20 protein-coding genes are annotated in these 15,684 nt (G+C 46.9%); 16 read left to right on the top strand and 4 right to left on the bottom strand.

What is annotated here, in order from left to right; all coding sequences use genetic code 11:
- Positions 1 to 179: 179 nt before the first annotated feature.
- The 3 genes from HMPREF2909_RS02805 (at position 180) to HMPREF2909_RS02795 (ending at position 5,488) form a co-directional block, all read left to right on the top strand.
- Positions 180 to 509 carry a hypothetical protein gene (locus tag HMPREF2909_RS02805; protein WP_071415145.1) on the top strand — a complete coding sequence of 110 codons (330 nt, stop codon included), beginning with the start codon at positions 180 to 182 and terminating at the stop codon, positions 507 to 509.
- A gap of 19 nt (positions 510 to 528) precedes the next feature.
- Positions 529 to 1,494: a hypothetical protein gene (locus HMPREF2909_RS02800; RefSeq protein ID WP_071415144.1), complete on the top strand. Its 966-nt coding sequence runs from the start codon at positions 529 to 531 to the stop codon at positions 1,492 to 1,494.
- 184 nt (positions 1,495 to 1,678) lie between these two features.
- A complete protein-coding gene (locus tag HMPREF2909_RS02795) occupies positions 1,679 to 5,488 on the top strand; it encodes an LPXTG cell wall anchor domain-containing protein (RefSeq protein ID WP_246815503.1) in 3,810 nt (1,269 codons plus the stop codon).
- An 87-nt stretch (positions 5,489 to 5,575) separates the two neighbouring features.
- Here HMPREF2909_RS02795 and HMPREF2909_RS02790 read toward each other — a convergent pair whose 3' ends face one another.
- The 3 genes from HMPREF2909_RS02790 to HMPREF2909_RS02780 all read right to left on the bottom strand — a co-directional run bounded on the left by HMPREF2909_RS02790 (position 5,576) and on the right by HMPREF2909_RS02780 (position 7,062).
- Positions 5,576 to 6,127 carry a hypothetical protein gene (locus tag HMPREF2909_RS02790; RefSeq protein WP_049217803.1) on the bottom strand — a complete coding sequence of 184 codons (552 nt, stop codon included), beginning with the start codon at positions 6,125 to 6,127 and terminating at the stop codon, positions 5,576 to 5,578.
- Positions 6,127 to 6,540: an Aca2/YdiL-like domain-containing protein gene (locus HMPREF2909_RS02785; protein WP_071415143.1), complete on the bottom strand. Its 414-nt coding sequence runs from the start codon at positions 6,538 to 6,540 to the stop codon at positions 6,127 to 6,129. The genes HMPREF2909_RS02790 and HMPREF2909_RS02785 overlap by 1 nt, the downstream gene beginning before the upstream one ends.
- 69 nt (positions 6,541 to 6,609) lie before the next feature.
- Positions 6,610 to 7,062, bottom strand: coding sequence for a hypothetical protein (locus HMPREF2909_RS02780; RefSeq protein WP_071415142.1), 453 nt, complete (start codon positions 7,060 to 7,062; stop codon positions 6,610 to 6,612).
- A gap of 659 nt (positions 7,063 to 7,721) precedes the next feature.
- Here HMPREF2909_RS02780 and HMPREF2909_RS02775 point away from each other — a divergent pair.
- The 9 genes from HMPREF2909_RS02775 to HMPREF2909_RS02735 all read left to right on the top strand — a co-directional run bounded on the left by HMPREF2909_RS02775 (position 7,722) and on the right by HMPREF2909_RS02735 (position 11,942).
- On the top strand, positions 7,722 to 8,069 hold the full coding sequence (locus tag HMPREF2909_RS02775) for a hypothetical protein (RefSeq protein ID WP_049217810.1): 348 nt from the start codon (positions 7,722 to 7,724) through the stop codon (positions 8,067 to 8,069).
- A 76-nt stretch (positions 8,070 to 8,145) separates the two neighbouring features.
- Positions 8,146 to 8,478 carry a hypothetical protein gene (locus HMPREF2909_RS02770; protein WP_071415141.1) on the top strand — a complete coding sequence of 111 codons (333 nt, stop codon included), beginning with the start codon at positions 8,146 to 8,148 and terminating at the stop codon, positions 8,476 to 8,478.
- 12 nt (positions 8,479 to 8,490) lie between these two features.
- The gene (locus HMPREF2909_RS02765) at positions 8,491 to 8,997 is read left to right on the top strand and encodes a hypothetical protein (protein ID WP_071415140.1); all 507 of its coding nucleotides are present in this window, start codon (positions 8,491 to 8,493) and stop codon (positions 8,995 to 8,997) included.
- Positions 8,998 to 9,008: 11 nt separating this feature from the next.
- Positions 9,009 to 9,359 carry a hypothetical protein gene (locus HMPREF2909_RS02760; protein WP_071415139.1) on the top strand — a complete coding sequence of 117 codons (351 nt, stop codon included), beginning with the start codon at positions 9,009 to 9,011 and terminating at the stop codon, positions 9,357 to 9,359.
- A 16-nt stretch (positions 9,360 to 9,375) separates the two neighbouring features.
- Complete coding sequence (locus HMPREF2909_RS02755) at positions 9,376 to 9,843, top strand: single-stranded DNA-binding protein (RefSeq protein WP_071415138.1); 468 nt, start codon at positions 9,376 to 9,378, stop codon at positions 9,841 to 9,843.
- Between the two features lie 150 nt (positions 9,844 to 9,993).
- Complete coding sequence (locus tag HMPREF2909_RS02750; protein WP_049217822.1) at positions 9,994 to 10,179, top strand: hypothetical protein; 186 nt, start codon at positions 9,994 to 9,996, stop codon at positions 10,177 to 10,179.
- On the top strand, positions 10,176 to 10,508 hold the full coding sequence (locus HMPREF2909_RS02745) for a hypothetical protein (protein ID WP_049217823.1): 333 nt from the start codon (positions 10,176 to 10,178) through the stop codon (positions 10,506 to 10,508). Before HMPREF2909_RS02750 ends, HMPREF2909_RS02745 begins: the two co-directional genes overlap by 4 nt.
- Before the next feature lie 8 nt (positions 10,509 to 10,516).
- Complete coding sequence (locus tag HMPREF2909_RS02740; protein ID WP_071415958.1) at positions 10,517 to 11,587, top strand: hypothetical protein; 1,071 nt, start codon at positions 10,517 to 10,519, stop codon at positions 11,585 to 11,587.
- On the top strand, positions 11,565 to 11,942 hold the full coding sequence (locus HMPREF2909_RS02735) for an ASCH domain-containing protein (protein WP_049217827.1): 378 nt from the start codon (positions 11,565 to 11,567) through the stop codon (positions 11,940 to 11,942). The genes HMPREF2909_RS02740 and HMPREF2909_RS02735 overlap by 23 nt, the downstream gene beginning before the upstream one ends.
- 91 nt (positions 11,943 to 12,033) lie before the next feature.
- Here the strand turns inward: HMPREF2909_RS02735 and HMPREF2909_RS09145 are convergent, their stop codons facing one another.
- Positions 12,034 to 12,204, bottom strand: a complete 171-nt coding sequence (locus tag HMPREF2909_RS09145; RefSeq protein ID WP_168165260.1) for a hypothetical protein — start codon at positions 12,202 to 12,204, stop codon at positions 12,034 to 12,036.
- Between the two features lie 81 nt (positions 12,205 to 12,285).
- Here HMPREF2909_RS09145 and HMPREF2909_RS02730 point away from each other — a divergent pair, with 81 nt between their 5' ends.
- The 4 genes from HMPREF2909_RS02730 to HMPREF2909_RS02715 all read left to right on the top strand — a co-directional run bounded on the left by HMPREF2909_RS02730 (position 12,286) and on the right by HMPREF2909_RS02715 (position 15,203).
- Complete coding sequence (locus tag HMPREF2909_RS02730) at positions 12,286 to 13,008, top strand: hypothetical protein (RefSeq protein ID WP_071415137.1); 723 nt, start codon at positions 12,286 to 12,288, stop codon at positions 13,006 to 13,008.
- An 832-nt stretch (positions 13,009 to 13,840) separates the two neighbouring features.
- Positions 13,841 to 14,155, top strand: a complete 315-nt coding sequence (locus HMPREF2909_RS02725; RefSeq protein WP_148130787.1) for a hypothetical protein — start codon at positions 13,841 to 13,843, stop codon at positions 14,153 to 14,155.
- A gap of 475 nt (positions 14,156 to 14,630) precedes the next feature.
- Positions 14,631 to 14,894 (top strand): hypothetical protein, encoded by a 264-nt coding sequence (locus HMPREF2909_RS02720; protein WP_148130786.1) that lies wholly within the window; start codon positions 14,631 to 14,633, stop codon positions 14,892 to 14,894.
- 18 nt (positions 14,895 to 14,912) lie between these two features.
- Complete coding sequence (locus HMPREF2909_RS02715; RefSeq protein ID WP_071415134.1) at positions 14,913 to 15,203, top strand: ribbon-helix-helix domain-containing protein; 291 nt, start codon at positions 14,913 to 14,915, stop codon at positions 15,201 to 15,203.
- The last annotated feature ends 481 nt before the right edge of the window (positions 15,204 to 15,684 follow it).

Here is a 15,684-nt window from a genome sequence, read left to right as displayed (position 1 = left end):
CCGGCATGGATAATCTTGATTGTCATACTCATAATTTCTTCTCCCCTTGCCCCCATGATGTCAGCTGCTGCTTGTGGTCACGGTGACCACAAGAGACTCTATAGTTGTTGATATCAAAGCATAGTTACAAGCTATGTCATTACTAGATGACAGCAATCATGCTTTTGACGGAGGAGGGAATGGTGTCTACACGTGTGAAGCAAATCATTATTAGCACCATGATTATTATCATGATAATCCAGCAACTCATGATGCAAGTATGGACAAGCCCCATAGGTCTTACTATTGCGCTGATGGGCATATGGATAACAGCATTAGGATACCTGTTTTACCTGATATACCCGATAGTAAAAGACACTGATTCCATGACGCGAGTACACGGTATACGCGAAAAGCTGGTAAACAGGATGTGGTTTGTTATCACAAAGCGTCGCGGCTGGGTGCCGGTGGTGGGATACGAAATGTTTTTCCTGAGCTGGATCCTTATTGTTTTGTTAAATAGTTTTTAGAAGAAGAAAAGAGAGAATAATGAACAACATAGAGGCAAACAATACAGAAGATAAAAAAGTGAACACACAATCGAAGCGTTGGCTGGTGTGGCTGGTTGGTGTGCTTTCGGTTGTGCTTATTGTTGGTGTGTGCGTGGGTGTTGTAGCGTGGGTTCATGCGGGTAAGCAGGCTGATTGTCACTCTTCGAGTTCATTGTATTCTCGTGCGTGGTCTGGTTTTGAGAAGGTGAAAGTGCATGCTGATGAGACTGCCCAAGTAGTAACTAGCCCTGAGCAGGTGAAGAATGCTGACACGTTCACAACGTTTATGAGTGTGTATAAGAAGCAGCCGTCTCGCTTGAAATTGTCTGATTGTGTGATTGCATGGCAGGATACGTTTACTGCGTCTACTCATCGTGTGGATAAGGCTCAGGCTGACCTTGTAGCGTATACGCGTGAGTTGGATAAGGCGTTGAATGCTGTGGTGAAGTCTAAGAGTGAGAAAGACGTGGACAATGCGAAGAACATGGTGCAATCTAAGCTGGACGAGATGAATAGTCTGCTGGCGTCTTCTGATGGTCAGGTAGCGGATAATAGTACGCGCGATAACCTACAAAACACTATCAACGCAGTCAAGAATGCACTCAACGATAAGAATGCGACTGTGGAGTCTTTGAAGAAAGTGGTTGAGCCTGTGCAAGCTGCTATCGATCAAGTCAATGCGAGTATGCAGGCGAAGAAGGATGCCGACGCACAAGCCGCAGCAGCTCAAGCAGCTCAAGCGCAGGCGCAGGCGCAAGCGCAGTCTCGTTCTGGTTCTCGATCCTATTCTGGTGGCGGAACGCGTTCCTATAGTGCGCCGCGATCAAACTCAGGCAATACCGGTGGTAATACGAGTGGTGGATCATCGTCGAGCGGTAGTGACTTCGACTGGCGCTCCGCGCTAGCAAATATACCACCCGGTTCTTGTGAAGCTCAGGGAACTTGCCAATACATCATTGGGTAACAACAAAAGCCTGTTGTTCTTCCCTCTCTCTGAAGTGTGTCCACGCAAAAGCGTGGGCACACTCTTTTGATATCAAAAGCAACCTCTTTTAATTCTCATTACTTTTTAGGAACACTTGCGTGTTTCTTGAACCTATAGGTGCTCTCCAAGGTGGGGAGCGAAAGATTGAGGAAAGGGTTGCTTGATGGCTAAACATAAGCATCTCAATATCAAAATCCGCCAGGGTCTGGTCAAGACTATGGCGGTGGGTGTGGCAGCGTCCACACTTTTTGGCGGCTTCGCATGGGCGGCCGATGGTGGTGGCGGATCTACCGGTGGTAATACTGGTTCTGGTAACTACACCTCACGGGTTGTATGGGCTACGAACGATAATTTCGGCCCAGCCAACGATGGTACCGTCACGAGCGTGCTGACCGGTCAACTGGGCGGCACTATATACGGTGACGTTGCCTCCCACGTACACCAAGCCACATCCGCAGCTTTAACTGAGTGCAACAATAACTATGCTACACGCCATAATGGAGACGCATCAGGCGCGAACTGCCGCGTCTTCGCTGTCGGCGCGGTCAAGAGTAGCGACAACACGATTGCCAGCGCAACTGGTAGTCACTCCCAGGATGCCTGGATGAAAGCATGGTATAACGAAGTCAATGCTAAGACATATACGCATGAAGGTGGGCAGTACACTGTAAGTAACCGTTTATCATCTGGTATTACGATTAGCGGTATGGCTGAGCGTGAGACTAATGGTGGTAACAAGTCGCTGGTAGTGATTGTGCTCGCGTCTGATCAGCCACCGTTAAAAACTCCGCCAACGCCCCCAACCAAGGAAATCACTAAGGGTGTAAGTGCGGATAGTATGGTGAACACCACCACGATTACCAGTGGAACAGGTGTGGGTGGTAAGAACATGACCATTAGCGATACGATTACTCCTAATGGTGTGACTTATCGTATTAAGAACCAACGTATCATCGATACCACCACTGGTCAGGACGTGTCTGGTCAGTTTACGTTTAACACGACTGATAACACGCCTGCTCCAAATAACGTGGCTACTGCAACCTGGAAGGGTGGGCAGCTGCCGAACAAGCATGACTTCCAATACATTCTTGATATCGTGGTAGACCTACCAAACATTAACCACGTAGACGACTATGGTAGCGTAGTGTGGGATGGTAAGCCTACCGGTAACACGGATACCCATCATTTCCCTACCTGGACATACAAGCCGAATAAGGCATGGTTGTTCTGGGATGCTGCTGCGAAGAAGTGGGCTGCTGTTACCGATAAGGACGGCAGTAACGCTGTGGGCGCGGACAAGCATGTCTTCCTCGATGGCGACAAGGTTGCAACCGGTGTGAACACGACCGTATCGGCTGATTTGGCACAGGCTCCTGAAAACTTCACTATTAGTGATGATTACGCGCCGGCAGACTATATCTTCGATCCTGATATGAAGGATGTCCACGTGTACACCGTGGATACGACAGACGGCCAGAATGCTACGGTGAACGATATTGTTTCTACTGGCAAGGATGTGACCGACAAGTTCACGATTACTTCTCAGGGTACGGTTGTTACCGCTGCTATGAAGAAGGATGCTTTAGCAGAGCTCAAGGGCTTGCCTTCTGCACGCCAGTACACACTCCTTATCGGCGGTAAGGCTAACTATGCTAACGGTAAGGGTGCCAAGCAGGTACGTAAGGATGCAGGAGTGGCTGCTGGTAGCGAGGTAGCATTCTGCGAGAATCCAGCTTCGAAGGAAGGCCTGCTCAACGCGGGACACGTCACCGTGAATAACGACAAGAAGGATACGAACGAACCAAACATTTGTGGTTATGTTCCACCAGTGAAGAAGGATGTTGTCGGTGAAGCCTCTCAGGGTGGCGACCAGGACAGCATTAACACCAAGAGTGTGTTCCCTGGACAAAAGGTTGAGTATGAATTGATGACTACTCCACAGTTATCCAAGGATCTCGCGTACGATATCGAGACTGTGACTTTCACGGATACGTATGATCAGTGGGTAGACGTGGACAAGCAGACGATCGAGGTGCGTGACTTGACCACGGGGAAGACTGTGTCCAAGAAAGCCTACACCATGAAGAATGATGCTGCTAAGCATCAGTTCACCATCACGTTGACGTCTGAATACGTGAAGACGCATTTTACTAAGGGTGCAGCTTTGCGTTATCTGGTGCGTTTCGAGGCAACCGTGAAGAAGGACGCTCCAGTCAAGAAGACGGTGAATAATGATTGGGTCTTAAAGCTCAACAATTCGCTCACTGACTCTAACACGGTGACGAACATTCCTGATAATCCAAACCCGCTCAAGCGTGATGAAACCAAGGCTGGTATCAACATTGATGGCAAGACTGTGTACTACGGTGACGACGTGTACTATCGTCTGACTTTGGATGCTGCATCCTTGAAGAACCAGGCATACAAGGTCCAGCGCCTCGGCATGGTCGATGACTACGACGAGGGGTATTTGAACTTGGATGAATCCGGTATCGAGGTTCAGGATGCTCAGGGCCGCGATGTGACCGACAAGTTCAATATCCAGGTCAAGGACGGCATGGTATACGCATTCTTCAAGACTGTGGATACGTCTTACTTGGATGAGGTTATCAAGGGTAACCCACAGCCAACCGATTTGAAGGAATACTCCAAGAAGGAATTGAGCCCGAAGACTGATCCAAGCATCGATCAGAATGTTCTGGGTCAAAACTACACGATCGTTCTGCCGATGAAGGTTGCCAAGGTCACTGACGGCTACGTGGTCAAGAACACCGCAACCCAGATCACGAACAACCGTGAAGATGTCACTAATACCGTGACTAATCCGATCAAGGAGATTAACCCGAGGAAGGATGTTACTGTCAAGGTCAACGGTGAAAGCGCGAACGGTAAGAGCATTTACAAGAACCACCAGTTCCTGTATCGTCTTGACTCCTCGAAGATTACGGGCAATCGTGCTTACAAGACCATTACCGATTGGAAGATCGTGGATGATTACAACGAGGACTACGACAAGCCGACTGGCCAGTGGGCTGTCTACCTCAACAATGATCTAACCGACAAGGACGGTAAGGTTATCGCTGCTAAGGGTACACGTATCGCTGGCAGCGGTGTAGACTCGACCGTCTTTGGTGCTGACTTGTTCACTTACAAGGACGAGAACGGTGTGATCACTCTGGAAGCGACTGCTCGTTTCCTTGAACTGGCCTCTGTCATGGATTCTGACTTCTCCTGGACTGGCTACATCCAAATGACCCGTTTGAAGGTATCCGACCGTGTTGAAAACCAGTTTGTGGAAACCTTTAACAAGGTAGAGCGCAAGTCGAATGTTGTGTGGACGAAGACTCCTGATCAGACTCCTGCTATCAAGCTGATTAAGTATGATGCAGCATCCGGTCTCGAAGCAGGTGACCGTAACACTCCACGTGAAGCGTTGACGAACGCGAAGGATGGCACCAAGGTCGTCTTCCGTATCATCAATACGGGTGCAGTAGACCTAGCCCGGATCACGCTGACCGATAAGACTATCGCTGGCAGCGGTGAAGTCACCGACCTTACGTATCCTGACGGGTGGAACAACCTGGTCTTGAAACCGGGTGCATACGTGGAAGTGACCGGTACATTAAAGAACATGACCGGTATTAACCACACTGATCGCGGTACAACAACTGGTACGCCATTGATTCCATGTGTTGTTGATAACAAGCATCCATTCGACCCAGAAAACACTGATAAGGGTACGACCGTGCCTACAGGCATGTGCTTCGACACTCCTGTAACCGCGTCCGATGATTGGAATGCTACCCGTATGGGTGTTCTGGCCAAGACCGGTTCCGAGATCGCACCATTCATCCTGGCAGCTATGGCTGCAGCAGGTTTGGGAACACTCCTGGTCTTCTCTCGCCGCCGCCACGCGCACATTGGCTCACACGCAACACCAGCAGCAACTACTGGTGAGGATGAAGAATAAATAATTCTTCACCCCTAAATGTTGTCCCCTTCCTCTCAAACGAGAAGAGGGGGACAACTTGTATCCGCCAATGCAGGACAAATCGGTTTAGATTTCTAACGTTTGTTTATACTGGTTGGCAGCGGCGAGAAAATCAAACAAACCCTCATAACCGAGATTGTGAGCTATTGTTTCGACATGGTGGATCATGAACGAACTCCTACCGTTGATGCACATCTCAACATATCCTGCGTTGCGCTTGACCCACTGGCTTATCGTTTTGATAGGAATATTTCGTCTTTTCAGCTCCGATTTAATAAAAAGCCCTATCAGTTTATCTGCCGGCAGAGAGTCTGCTCGAGACTCGCTTACCGTGGTAGCAGTATCGTCTATCTTTTTATTCAGAGCTTGATATTTGAAATAGGTAGTGAAGAAGTCTTCGAGAGACTCATAACCAAGTTTCTCGCGTATAACCTCTAAATCGTCAATCGTGAACGGCCTACGACCCGCTACACGCAAATCCACATAAGAGTCTTGTCGATTTAACAGTGGCGCGATGCGCGCATTTGTTAGGCCTAGTTGACGGAATCGATCTCGTATGAATAATCCGATGTCTTTCGTTTCCCGGCTTGTCGGCCGCATATCCTTGTAGTCGACCATTACTTGTTTTCTTTCTCGAGTTTTACATAGTTGATGCGCACAGTAAAGTCAGCCGCGAGCAGCTGCGCGTAAATCATACCCACTTTCGCGATATGCTCGCTGTAGGTTAGATCTGTTCCATACGGGTGTACTTTGTAGTAGCTGCTTGCGGTGGGGTAGATTGCGAACTCGAAGGCCTCGGGATCGCCGCCCTGCTCTTCGACCATCTCTATTGCCTTATCGACTGTTTCGGCGATATGCTCGTTCCAGTGATAGAAACGGTAGGCTATGGTTCTCGCAACGTCTTCAGGGATTGGCACTATCCCTCGTTCCCACCGTTGGATAGACGACTGATTGGCATGGAAGAGATTACTTAAATCGGCTTGGCTGGTGCCCATGATGGAGCGAATGGTCTTGAATTCTGCTGGAGTCATAGATAGGGGTTCTCTTTTCTAAATAAAAGCGAGGGGCGGGTATCTCACCACCCCCTGCAAGGTACATTGTTAAATTACTATGTTGCGATACCACACGTTAGGATCATCAAGGCGGTAATCGTCGGCGTTGACTTTTTCCCAACTGTAGGAGCTTGCGTATTCGAGACTGCCGATAATCTCACACAGTACCGCTTTCGGTAGGCTCTTGATAATCGTATCGAGCAGGCTACTTGCCTGTTCATAGGCCTCGTCAAAGTCTTCGAAATCATCGTACTCGTCACCCTGTGCGGTTCTGTTGTAGTAGACTTCTTCACCTTGCTCGAGGTTGTAGAAGAACTCGTATGTGCTTTTCAGCAGCGGCGTAATCGTAGCGATGGTCTCGAGATTATCAAGCAGACCAAGCCGGTTGTTCCAGATTTGGAAGTTCGCTGCTTCTACAAGATCCTCTTCAGCGAGAGTAAAGTGGTTTTGTTGACCGCTGCCGTAGAATGTGAAATCGTATGCGATTGCTGTGTTGTCCATTTTTCATCACCTTTATTGTGTTGAGGCTTGGTGGCCTATTATTTTTGTTGACACTACCATTATAAAGCATAATTTTATGCGTAGCAAGTTTCGGTGTGTCATTTATCGTGTCTACATTTTACAAAAGCTCCATTTACAGGTACGAAAGCCTTTGATATCAACACCGCGACAGCATATCTGTCATTACTTTATAACAGGAAAAATCACCCTTACGCCATCTAGGCAGAGTGGTTCCACTCTAATGTTCACAGACAACAAAGGATGCATAACAATGATCACAGAGAATATCGCGATCTGGGTAGTAGCTCGTCATTCAGCAGCCGCTTCCGCAGCGTGAACAAACAGTCCAATAACACACACTGCCCCCTCTTATGCACCAAGCGCAACCGGCGGTAAACTCACATTCACCGCGCAACAACTCTCACACATCAATAACAGATCCGCTACACTCCAGGTTTAACCCGCCAAGAAGCCCTAAAAAGGCTCTTAAATACAAAGATTACCAAGTCCAGCGTTATTACGCAGCAAGCAGGTAGATCATGACAACATCACCAAAACGACACGCCGATAAGTTGCTAAGCATAAAATTATGCTTTATAATGGTAGTGTCAACAAAAATAATAGGCCACCAAGCCTCAACACAATAAAGGTGATGAAAAATGGTTACCGGAAACGCAGTATATTTCGATTTTTACTCCTATGGCAGCTATACGGTCATGCTTACCGATTTGGCAGCAGCTGTCATCGACTCTTTCAATAACGGAGATTTATTTACCAATCTAGGACATCTGGCTGATGTTGATGCATCATTTACCAGGTATATTCACGATTTTCACAGCCTCGACAACCAGTATGCATCAGAATATGAAGAGCAATTCACTACAGCGTGGGAAACGCTCTACGACAGTGTTATCGATGCTATCGAAAAACTGGGCACAGATGTGTTAGCTCGCATGGAAATCGCGTTATCAGGACGCAACGGACACAGCCTAATCATCACCGCTTAAAACATTTTTCAACTCTTACAACCAGCACACGCAAGGGTTTTAATATTCTTTGCGTGTGACTGAGCAAGGAGTCATTATGACAACACAATCATCAAAAGTACGTTTAATCGTCCACATCAGCCAAAACGTGGACATGCAAGACAGTACAGGATGGTTACCCATCCTCGCGTTTATGAAAACCAGCACGATTAACCATACACAAGCCCTAGCAATCGCTGCCATACTCAATGAGTTACCACAGCAGCGTTGCGTCAAAATAGGCAATCCCCACACTGTGCGTTGGATCATCGCATGCGAAAACACATACGATATCGACCATATCTTGAGTCGCTTCGGACTCGACGAGTACGCGCAGCTGCCCGCTTGCGTGAACCCTACCCTCGAAATCACATTAACCAAACTCTCCTAAAGGACTTTTATTATGACTTCCGTCACTCATATTCGTTTCACTACCGATGCTGGTGCTTTCATGGTTGTTCCTCTCGATCAGTTACGTCGAGCAGCCTTGCGCTACACACAATACGTGGGTGAAGGAGACCCGCGTACCAAGTTTTTCGCGACCATGAACCCTACTACCAAGCGTATTCATGACCAGTATGTTAATGGTCCAGACACTGTTAGTCAGTATGCAAAGAAAGTCTTCCGATATTTAGAAAAGGCAAGCCTGGAAGACATTATCCGGTTCGTGATTTTCGCTAATCGTTATAACCTCACCTACGGTTATGGGTACTTCGACCTGTCTATCCCTACAGTGTCTGTCCAGCAGTGGTATCAGATGCACATCAGCGAGGGTGATGACAACGATACGATTTTCGCGTGGCCACATGAAAAGCCTGAGGGTGCATGGGTAGAAATAGCCACCTACCGTGCCTACCAGGAACACGACACTCATCAAGAAGAGCAACTTATCGACTGGGCTACCAGGTAAAGGACAATCTCATGACGACACCTATTTTTACTGAAGAATTAACCTATTATGCTGATGCGGGCTGCTTGTGCGTGGGCGATGGTGCGATGAAAGCCTTATACATGAATAATTGTGGTGACGGTAAATTCACTGTCACGTTAAGTAACGATTGGAATCTGGCTTCTCATCACGTCCCGGTCGGCTCAGTGGACGGATACACGAAACTGTACAACTATGATTGTTCTACCAAAGACACTGATGGTTTCCAGCAAATCGTGATCGCGAACCTGGAAGGCCGTTGGATTATCTACTACGACGAATACGGCAGTGGTGACATGATCCTGATTGCTGCTGATGCAACCAGTGTGTATGAGATTATTTAAGTATAAGGAGATAACAATGAAAACAAGTATGATGCAGATCCTGGAAGGTAACCTCGTTGCCGAGGAAACCTATGTTCCAGGAGATAATACCAAGAAGTCGTTTATCGAGTTCACGGTCGCCTCGAATAACCGTCAACGCACCAGCAGCGGCACGTGGGAAGACGGGCCTGCTGATTTCGTGCGCGTCAAACTCTTCGGCAAGTTCGCCGATACACTCCACATGCTGCACTCGAATGGTCGTCTCGCTAAAGGTGCCAGTGTGATTGCTCTGGGCCGGTTTGACCCTGTACCGCGCGCATGGATCAGCAAAGACGGCACCGCGAAAACACAAGCGACTTTTATTGCCGATAACCTCACCGACAACATGATTATGAGTGCGCTGCGTGAACAAAAGAACGCTGCAGCAGCCCCGTCGGCTACTCCACCAGCATCAACTCCTGGTTCTGATTGGGCTGGCAACGGCTACACGGACATGCCATTCTAACCAGCAACCAGGTGAAAAAACGGACGGGGTGTGATCATACACGCATGATCACACCCCTCACTTTATAGGCGCATAGAGTACTAGATTCTCTAGTTTAAGTGTTTTCACCTAAAATTTCTAGTATTCTAGTTTTATAGAAGGGATGTTTATATGGTTAATCGAGTTTCTTCGTTATCGCGTTATCCACGAGTAGATAATGAGCCTGTACGGCAACTTAATGTCCTCGTTACAGAGAAACGTCACCGAGCACTCAAGCGTTATGCTGCTCTAACGTCTCAATCTATGGGCGATGTTCTGAGTCAATGGATTGATGCCAACATTAAGGACATGGCGTGAAGGCAATTACGATTATTACCGCGAAGATTCAAGATACGATATATCAATCCATCCTATCGGGGGAGAAAACATATGAAGTGCGTACGCACGATTTTGAAAATGCGCAAGTAATTCGTTATGTCAGTGCTCGGGACGGTAAGGAGCTTGGTTTATGGACACTGGAAGACTTTTTCACTATCAACTCGTCAAATCGAAAGGCTTTGGAGAAGTACACTTCAGTTTCTACATCTATCGTTGATGAGCTCTTCCCATATTCTTCAGTACGATATCCCATCTATGTCGCAAAACTAGGGCATGAGACGACACTCAACAATATTTTTAAGGAGTAATGTTTTCGATGACTAACATAGATCCTATTGAACTAAGATATTTCGCTGATATCGATCTGCATGACCCGTTTTTTGACAGTCTGCGCGCTACATACGAAGGTTTTGATGCCTGGTATCAGCGAAAAGCAGCAATGCACCAGACAGCTTATGTCAGCATCTCTAACAGCCATGTTATAGCTTTCCTCTATTTAAAAGATGAGACGGGTATAGACAACACCGTCATTCCGCCCATTTCTGGACGGCGTTTAAAAATTGGCACTTTTAAGGTTGATTTCGCTCATCATTCAAGTCTCGGTAAACGCTTATTCGCTATTGCTATGCAACGCTTCGCTCAAGATGAATACGCTTATACATATGTAACTCTTTTTGATGCCCCTCATACCCAAGGTTTACGACGAATGCTGGAACAGTATGGTTTCAAGCAAACCGGATATAAGAACAAGGAACAGGTATGGGAAAAGACTCGTCCTGCAAGTAATCAATCCATGTCTAACATTTACACGTCATATCCTTTTATCGCGTTAAATACATCAAGGAAGAATATTTATTTACCGATTTACCCTCAATACCATTCGCGTATGTTCTCGTCGCGCTTAGCAACCGAAAAGACAGTTTCCATACCTGACGCGACGATGACGAATTCAATTGAAAAAATTTATCTGACCGCAATGCCGTTTACTGCTCAGTTGCAGTACGGAGATCGAATCTTAATTTATCGCACGGCGCCTGATAAAAGCTCAGCGTATTATTCATCAGTGGTCAGTACCGTATGCAGTGTTGTAGAAGTCACACATATTAGCAGTTTCACATCCTATGATGAGTTCTACAGGTATATCAAGGGACGCAGTGTCTTCACCGATGATGAGCTCCAACTTTTCTGGGCTAATAAACGGTACCCTTATATACTCTTATTCATTGAAAACTTTTCCTTTTCCACTCCTTATCCCACGAGACAACGTCTTCTTGATAACCAGCTTCTCGATGAACATCAACGGCCTAATGGGCAATGCATTTCTGATGACCAACTCGTCCAACTTATTCATTTAGGAGGAAACGGTGAAAGCTTTATTATCTATTAAACCCGAATATGTGGCAAAAATTCTTACAGGCGAAAAAACATTTGAGTTCCGTCGAAAGGTATTCAAACGAGATGATGTTGATACCCTCGTAATCTATGCATCCGCCCCTATACAACGTGTAGTCGCTGAAGCGCGTATTCGTCGTATTCATACTGATACTCCAGAATCCATTTGGGAGAATACACATACGCGTGGCGGAATAAGTCATGACAAATATATGGCATATTTCCATGACACTACTGTTGCGCATGCTATCGAATTATCAAATGTCAATAAATTCGATATTCCCTTGCGGTTAAGCGAGTATACGCCTCGTCTTACCTGCCCGCCTCAATCTTTTGCCTACATACAATAGATATCTTCTGGTTTGTGTCCAGGATCAGTTTTCATTGATCCTGGACACGCCTGCGTAGTATTCACGCCCGATTACGAGCCTAGAGCGGCCATTATTTTGAGCGTGGTAGCCATGAGTCTAGCAGACTAACCATCTCATCCACGCGCTGATCCTTCTCACCCACCCGTGAGCCAACCAGCCCTCGCATAACACGGTTATGCCAAGCATAGCTGGTTGCCTTCACGGGTGTTTTCGCGCGTATCTGGCGTGTCTGATCTGGCATAGTCTGCCGACCTCATAACTACCACGAACAACCACACAGGGTTGTCCGGGCACCTGTTGTCAGTTATGAAAGGACACGATAATGGCTAACATCTCCGAAGCCAGTGGAACTATCACTATCACTGCATCAAGCGAGGATACTGCGACTAAATTCATCACACTGTTTAACACTGTGAACACGGACGCATATTACGGAACAACCATTCACGACGATACCCAGATACAGGTCAACGACGATAAAACTGTCACAGCGTCCGCGTCGTTTGACGGGTGTGGACGCTGGGCGTATCACGAAAACATTGCATGGACCTTCGAGTGCATAACAGAAGATTTTCGTGCTGTGACCGGTCAGCTATCTATGATAAGGGAAGACTTACGAGGTGAAACGATTACAGTGACCTATGATTTTGTGGATTATGAGCCGGGCATGGCCATTTTGTACACAGAACAATCGTCCATCACCTACGCCAAAGGCAAAGTAGGCGAAACAGAAGAACTGTCTTTTAGACAGCTGGAATGCTCGATTTATAATCTGCGTGAATACGTAGATGAAGAATATTACAATCGCCAAATCTTGCGTTATGACGTCAAAGCGCGGTATATCGAGAAGTTCACTGGTATCTTGACCGATGAACAAATGGCTGCGTTCGATACGCTAGTCCACGATAAACAGTTAGCAGACACGTTCTTGGATAAGGTAGCAACGCTCGAGGATTACTTCTGCTACGACACCAGCAGTTGGGTCTATGACTGCTATCCAAACATGGGCGACGACATTACCAGCATCGTTACCACTGGTAAGTAAGCATGGTGAATACTCTCGCTCACCCTAAAAAGCGCACCGCTCGGCTAACCAGTGTGACCGGTGAGCTCGAGTATTCACTCCCACCACCCCGCCCTTGAGACCGCTCACCGCCACGGCAACCCTACAACCTACTTTTCACGGCTGCGCCGCGTGGCCGCTCGGTCTGCCAGCCAGCCTTCCAGGCTGACCGGCAGACCATAGCTTCGAGCGCGGCATTAAGAAAATAAATAACACTGTCAGAATCGGTGAGAGAAAATCTGCAGCAATTGCTTCGCGTTCTTTTCTTTGTACCTAAAAGAGTCCTAGGAACTCTCAACCCCCTCCACACTAGCAAGTACCAAACACTTGACTTCACTTTTCACTTCCTTAGCCACGATTAAAAAAGCCATAAGAGGTGCACTTACTCGTAAAAGAATATCGTTCAGCAGTGTCTGACTTCTATCAGTATCCTTCTTGAACCTTTCGTCCTCAATCCCCTACACACGTATTCACGCTGCCTCATTGCGCGTGCACTTTTCACCGACCAGAAATGGTAGTAGCACGCAGCTTCATCGACGATAGCGTGCAACGCGTAACACGACATAATGATGTCCGTTTCATATCAAGAGAGGGGAAGGTTCTCGTCTTCTTTTGTTTTGCGATGAATGCTCGCCGCACCCAACAGACGTATGTCAACCCACCCGAGTGTCTCCCACGTTGTGGGATCCACACGATGATGGGTCAAGCACCCCAAAGGGTGTGACATACGCCACCGGGTGCGACGTGAACCGCAATCATCAACAAAAGAAGATAGACGAGAATCACTCGCCTCTTAATGAAAGGACAACTTATTATGTTACGACACGCTATCATCATCGAAACAATGACTCGCACCACCCTCGACGGCCATTGGACGAAAGTCGAGCAAGACGAAATCGAATGCCGTGATCCACGATTCGCATTCAAACAATACGAGAGTTTCAAGAATGATTCCGATTTTGAAGTTCATGAGTACTGTGAGCAAATGTTCCTGGCGATATGCAAGGACGACCCAACCGTTGGCTACACCTTCTGGCTCGATAAGTGGGTACTTGACGAGAAAGACAACTACGAGAATATCGAAAGTATGCGTCATGTCGATGAAGTATTCGCCATGCTAGGCTTGTAAACCATCCACACTTCTCTGGCTGGTAGTTCTTCATGAACTGCCAGCTTTCCTTGTGCTTCTATCAACGCAACCAAAGAAATAAGACCGAGAGAGAATACGACAACACGATGAGACTTCCTGTTTCCTCTGCCCTTTTGTATGGGATAATGAGTGGTTCAATAATGTGAACCACTCTGTTTTTCTTCATGGACAGTGTGTACCCAAGGTACACACTGCACTCTCACCGCATGGAACGCCCTAACAGGCGTACTATCCCTCACTAATTTGTGTCATATTCTTAACACTTTCCATCATAAAGAAGTGATCCTTCCACGCAACTGTGCCGCGTCTTACGCTCACGCTCCAGCCACGCCAGTTGCCCTCCAGGCTCCACTTCTTTACTCAAAAAGTGTTCAACAATATGAACAAAAAATAATCACAGACAAGAACAAGGGGGACTAACACTAAGGCGTAACAAACCAGTGTTAAAATGATTATGGTTTACGATAGAGGAATAGAGTTTGAAGACTCCGCAAGCAAACACGGGTACACGCTCGACGATGTCATATACGCCACTCGCCATCACACGAAGATGTATACCTACACCGTCAAAGGCGCCACATACATCAAACTGACAGGTCCTTATCAAGGCGACGCCCTCGTTTCGTCACTTGAAATAATTCTAAAAAGAGACAAGACCGGACGCGTTCACGTGTTCCATGTGAACGCCGAACAAGACGGATTCTTTGACAGAGACTAACAACGTAAGGAGCAGAAAATGGAAAACACCACTATCAAATGGGACAAAGACAAAGCCGTGGAATGGTCACACGACGAGGGACAACAATACCTCGATAACATGCTCATGGAAGCAGCTGGCAACGCGCCAACAGTCGAAGAAGCAGTACAGCGACTCACACAAAAACCAGACAGTACAAACGAGACTGAAGAATCCATCAACATATCTGTCTCGCAATCCTTACTCCAGAAAATCGATACCCTTGCCACCTCGCTAGGACTCAAACGCAACGACATCATCAAGCAAGCCCTGACACAGCAACTCGCCTAAAAAACTTTTCACGCAAACCCAAAACAGTCCTGAACATGGCTCACGCCATGCCCGGGACTGTTCATTTATTCAAAGAAAATACAAAGAAAGAACAATCCCCTATTTTTGTGGTACAATATTAAATATGAATATATTCCCCTCGGCTCTCAAGCACGGAATAACGCCAGAACAATCCGTATACGTTGTAGAGCACGCCTTAAAAATTTATGAGCTAGACGACAACCCACTCAAACTTCTCTACCTCGGAGCAGACGATAAAGGGGACACTACTAGAGGTTATCGTCACACAAACAAAATACGGTCACACAATAATTCATTCAATGAAAAATGAGAACACAATATAAAAAACTACTCAACACTAAAAGGAGATAAAATGAAAAAAGAAAAGACATACACACTATTATCTCATGATGATTTTAACGCAGAAGAAAATGACAAACTCTACCGTCTTGCTGATGAAGCTGAGCACGGATATGATGAC

Origin of the sequence: Alloscardovia sp. HMSC034E08 (assembly GCF_001813415.1) — a bacterium.
Taxonomy (GTDB): Bacteria; Actinomycetota; Actinomycetes; order Actinomycetales; family Bifidobacteriaceae; genus Alloscardovia; species Alloscardovia omnicolens.
Note: the sequence above shows the minus strand (reverse complement) of the source record. Positions and strands in the feature narration are given on the sequence as shown.

Bases quoted from the DNA above. Each gene is read 5' to 3' on its own strand.
- HMPREF2909_RS02775 (WP_049217810.1), top strand. From the start codon at position 7,722: ATGGTTACCGGAAACGCAGTATATTTCGATTTTTACTCCTATGGCAGC.
- HMPREF2909_RS02770 (WP_071415141.1), top strand. From the start codon at position 8,146: ATGACAACACAATCATCAAAAGTACGTTTAATCGTCCACATCAGCCAA.
- HMPREF2909_RS02780 (WP_071415142.1), bottom strand. From the start codon at position 7,062: ATGGACAACACAGCAATCGCATACGATTTCACATTCTACGGCAGCGGT.
- HMPREF2909_RS02785 (WP_071415143.1), bottom strand. From the start codon at position 6,540: ATGACTCCAGCAGAATTCAAGACCATTCGCTCCATCATGGGCACCAGC.
- HMPREF2909_RS02765 (WP_071415140.1), top strand. From the start codon at position 8,491: ATGACTTCCGTCACTCATATTCGTTTCACTACCGATGCTGGTGCTTTC.
- HMPREF2909_RS02760 (WP_071415139.1), top strand. From the start codon at position 9,009: ATGACGACACCTATTTTTACTGAAGAATTAACCTATTATGCTGATGCG.
- HMPREF2909_RS02750 (WP_049217822.1), top strand. From the start codon at position 9,994: ATGGTTAATCGAGTTTCTTCGTTATCGCGTTATCCACGAGTAGATAAT.
- HMPREF2909_RS02805 (WP_071415145.1), top strand. From the start codon at position 180: ATGGTGTCTACACGTGTGAAGCAAATCATTATTAGCACCATGATTATT.
- HMPREF2909_RS09145 (WP_168165260.1), bottom strand. From the start codon at position 12,204: ATGCCAGATCAGACACGCCAGATACGCGCGAAAACACCCGTGAAGGCA.
- HMPREF2909_RS02725 (WP_148130787.1), top strand. From the start codon at position 13,841: ATGTTACGACACGCTATCATCATCGAAACAATGACTCGCACCACCCTC.
- HMPREF2909_RS02720 (WP_148130786.1), top strand. From the start codon at position 14,631: ATGGTTTACGATAGAGGAATAGAGTTTGAAGACTCCGCAAGCAAACAC.
- HMPREF2909_RS02715 (WP_071415134.1), top strand. From the start codon at position 14,913: ATGGAAAACACCACTATCAAATGGGACAAAGACAAAGCCGTGGAATGG.
- HMPREF2909_RS02800 (WP_071415144.1), top strand. From the start codon at position 529: ATGAACAACATAGAGGCAAACAATACAGAAGATAAAAAAGTGAACACA.
- HMPREF2909_RS02795 (WP_246815503.1), top strand. From the start codon at position 1,679: ATGGCTAAACATAAGCATCTCAATATCAAAATCCGCCAGGGTCTGGTC.
- HMPREF2909_RS02740 (WP_071415958.1), top strand. From the start codon at position 10,517: ATGACTAACATAGATCCTATTGAACTAAGATATTTCGCTGATATCGAT.
- HMPREF2909_RS02790 (WP_049217803.1), bottom strand. From the start codon at position 6,127: ATGGTCGACTACAAGGATATGCGGCCGACAAGCCGGGAAACGAAAGAC.
- HMPREF2909_RS02730 (WP_071415137.1), top strand. From the start codon at position 12,286: ATGGCTAACATCTCCGAAGCCAGTGGAACTATCACTATCACTGCATCA.
- HMPREF2909_RS02755 (WP_071415138.1), top strand. From the start codon at position 9,376: ATGAAAACAAGTATGATGCAGATCCTGGAAGGTAACCTCGTTGCCGAG.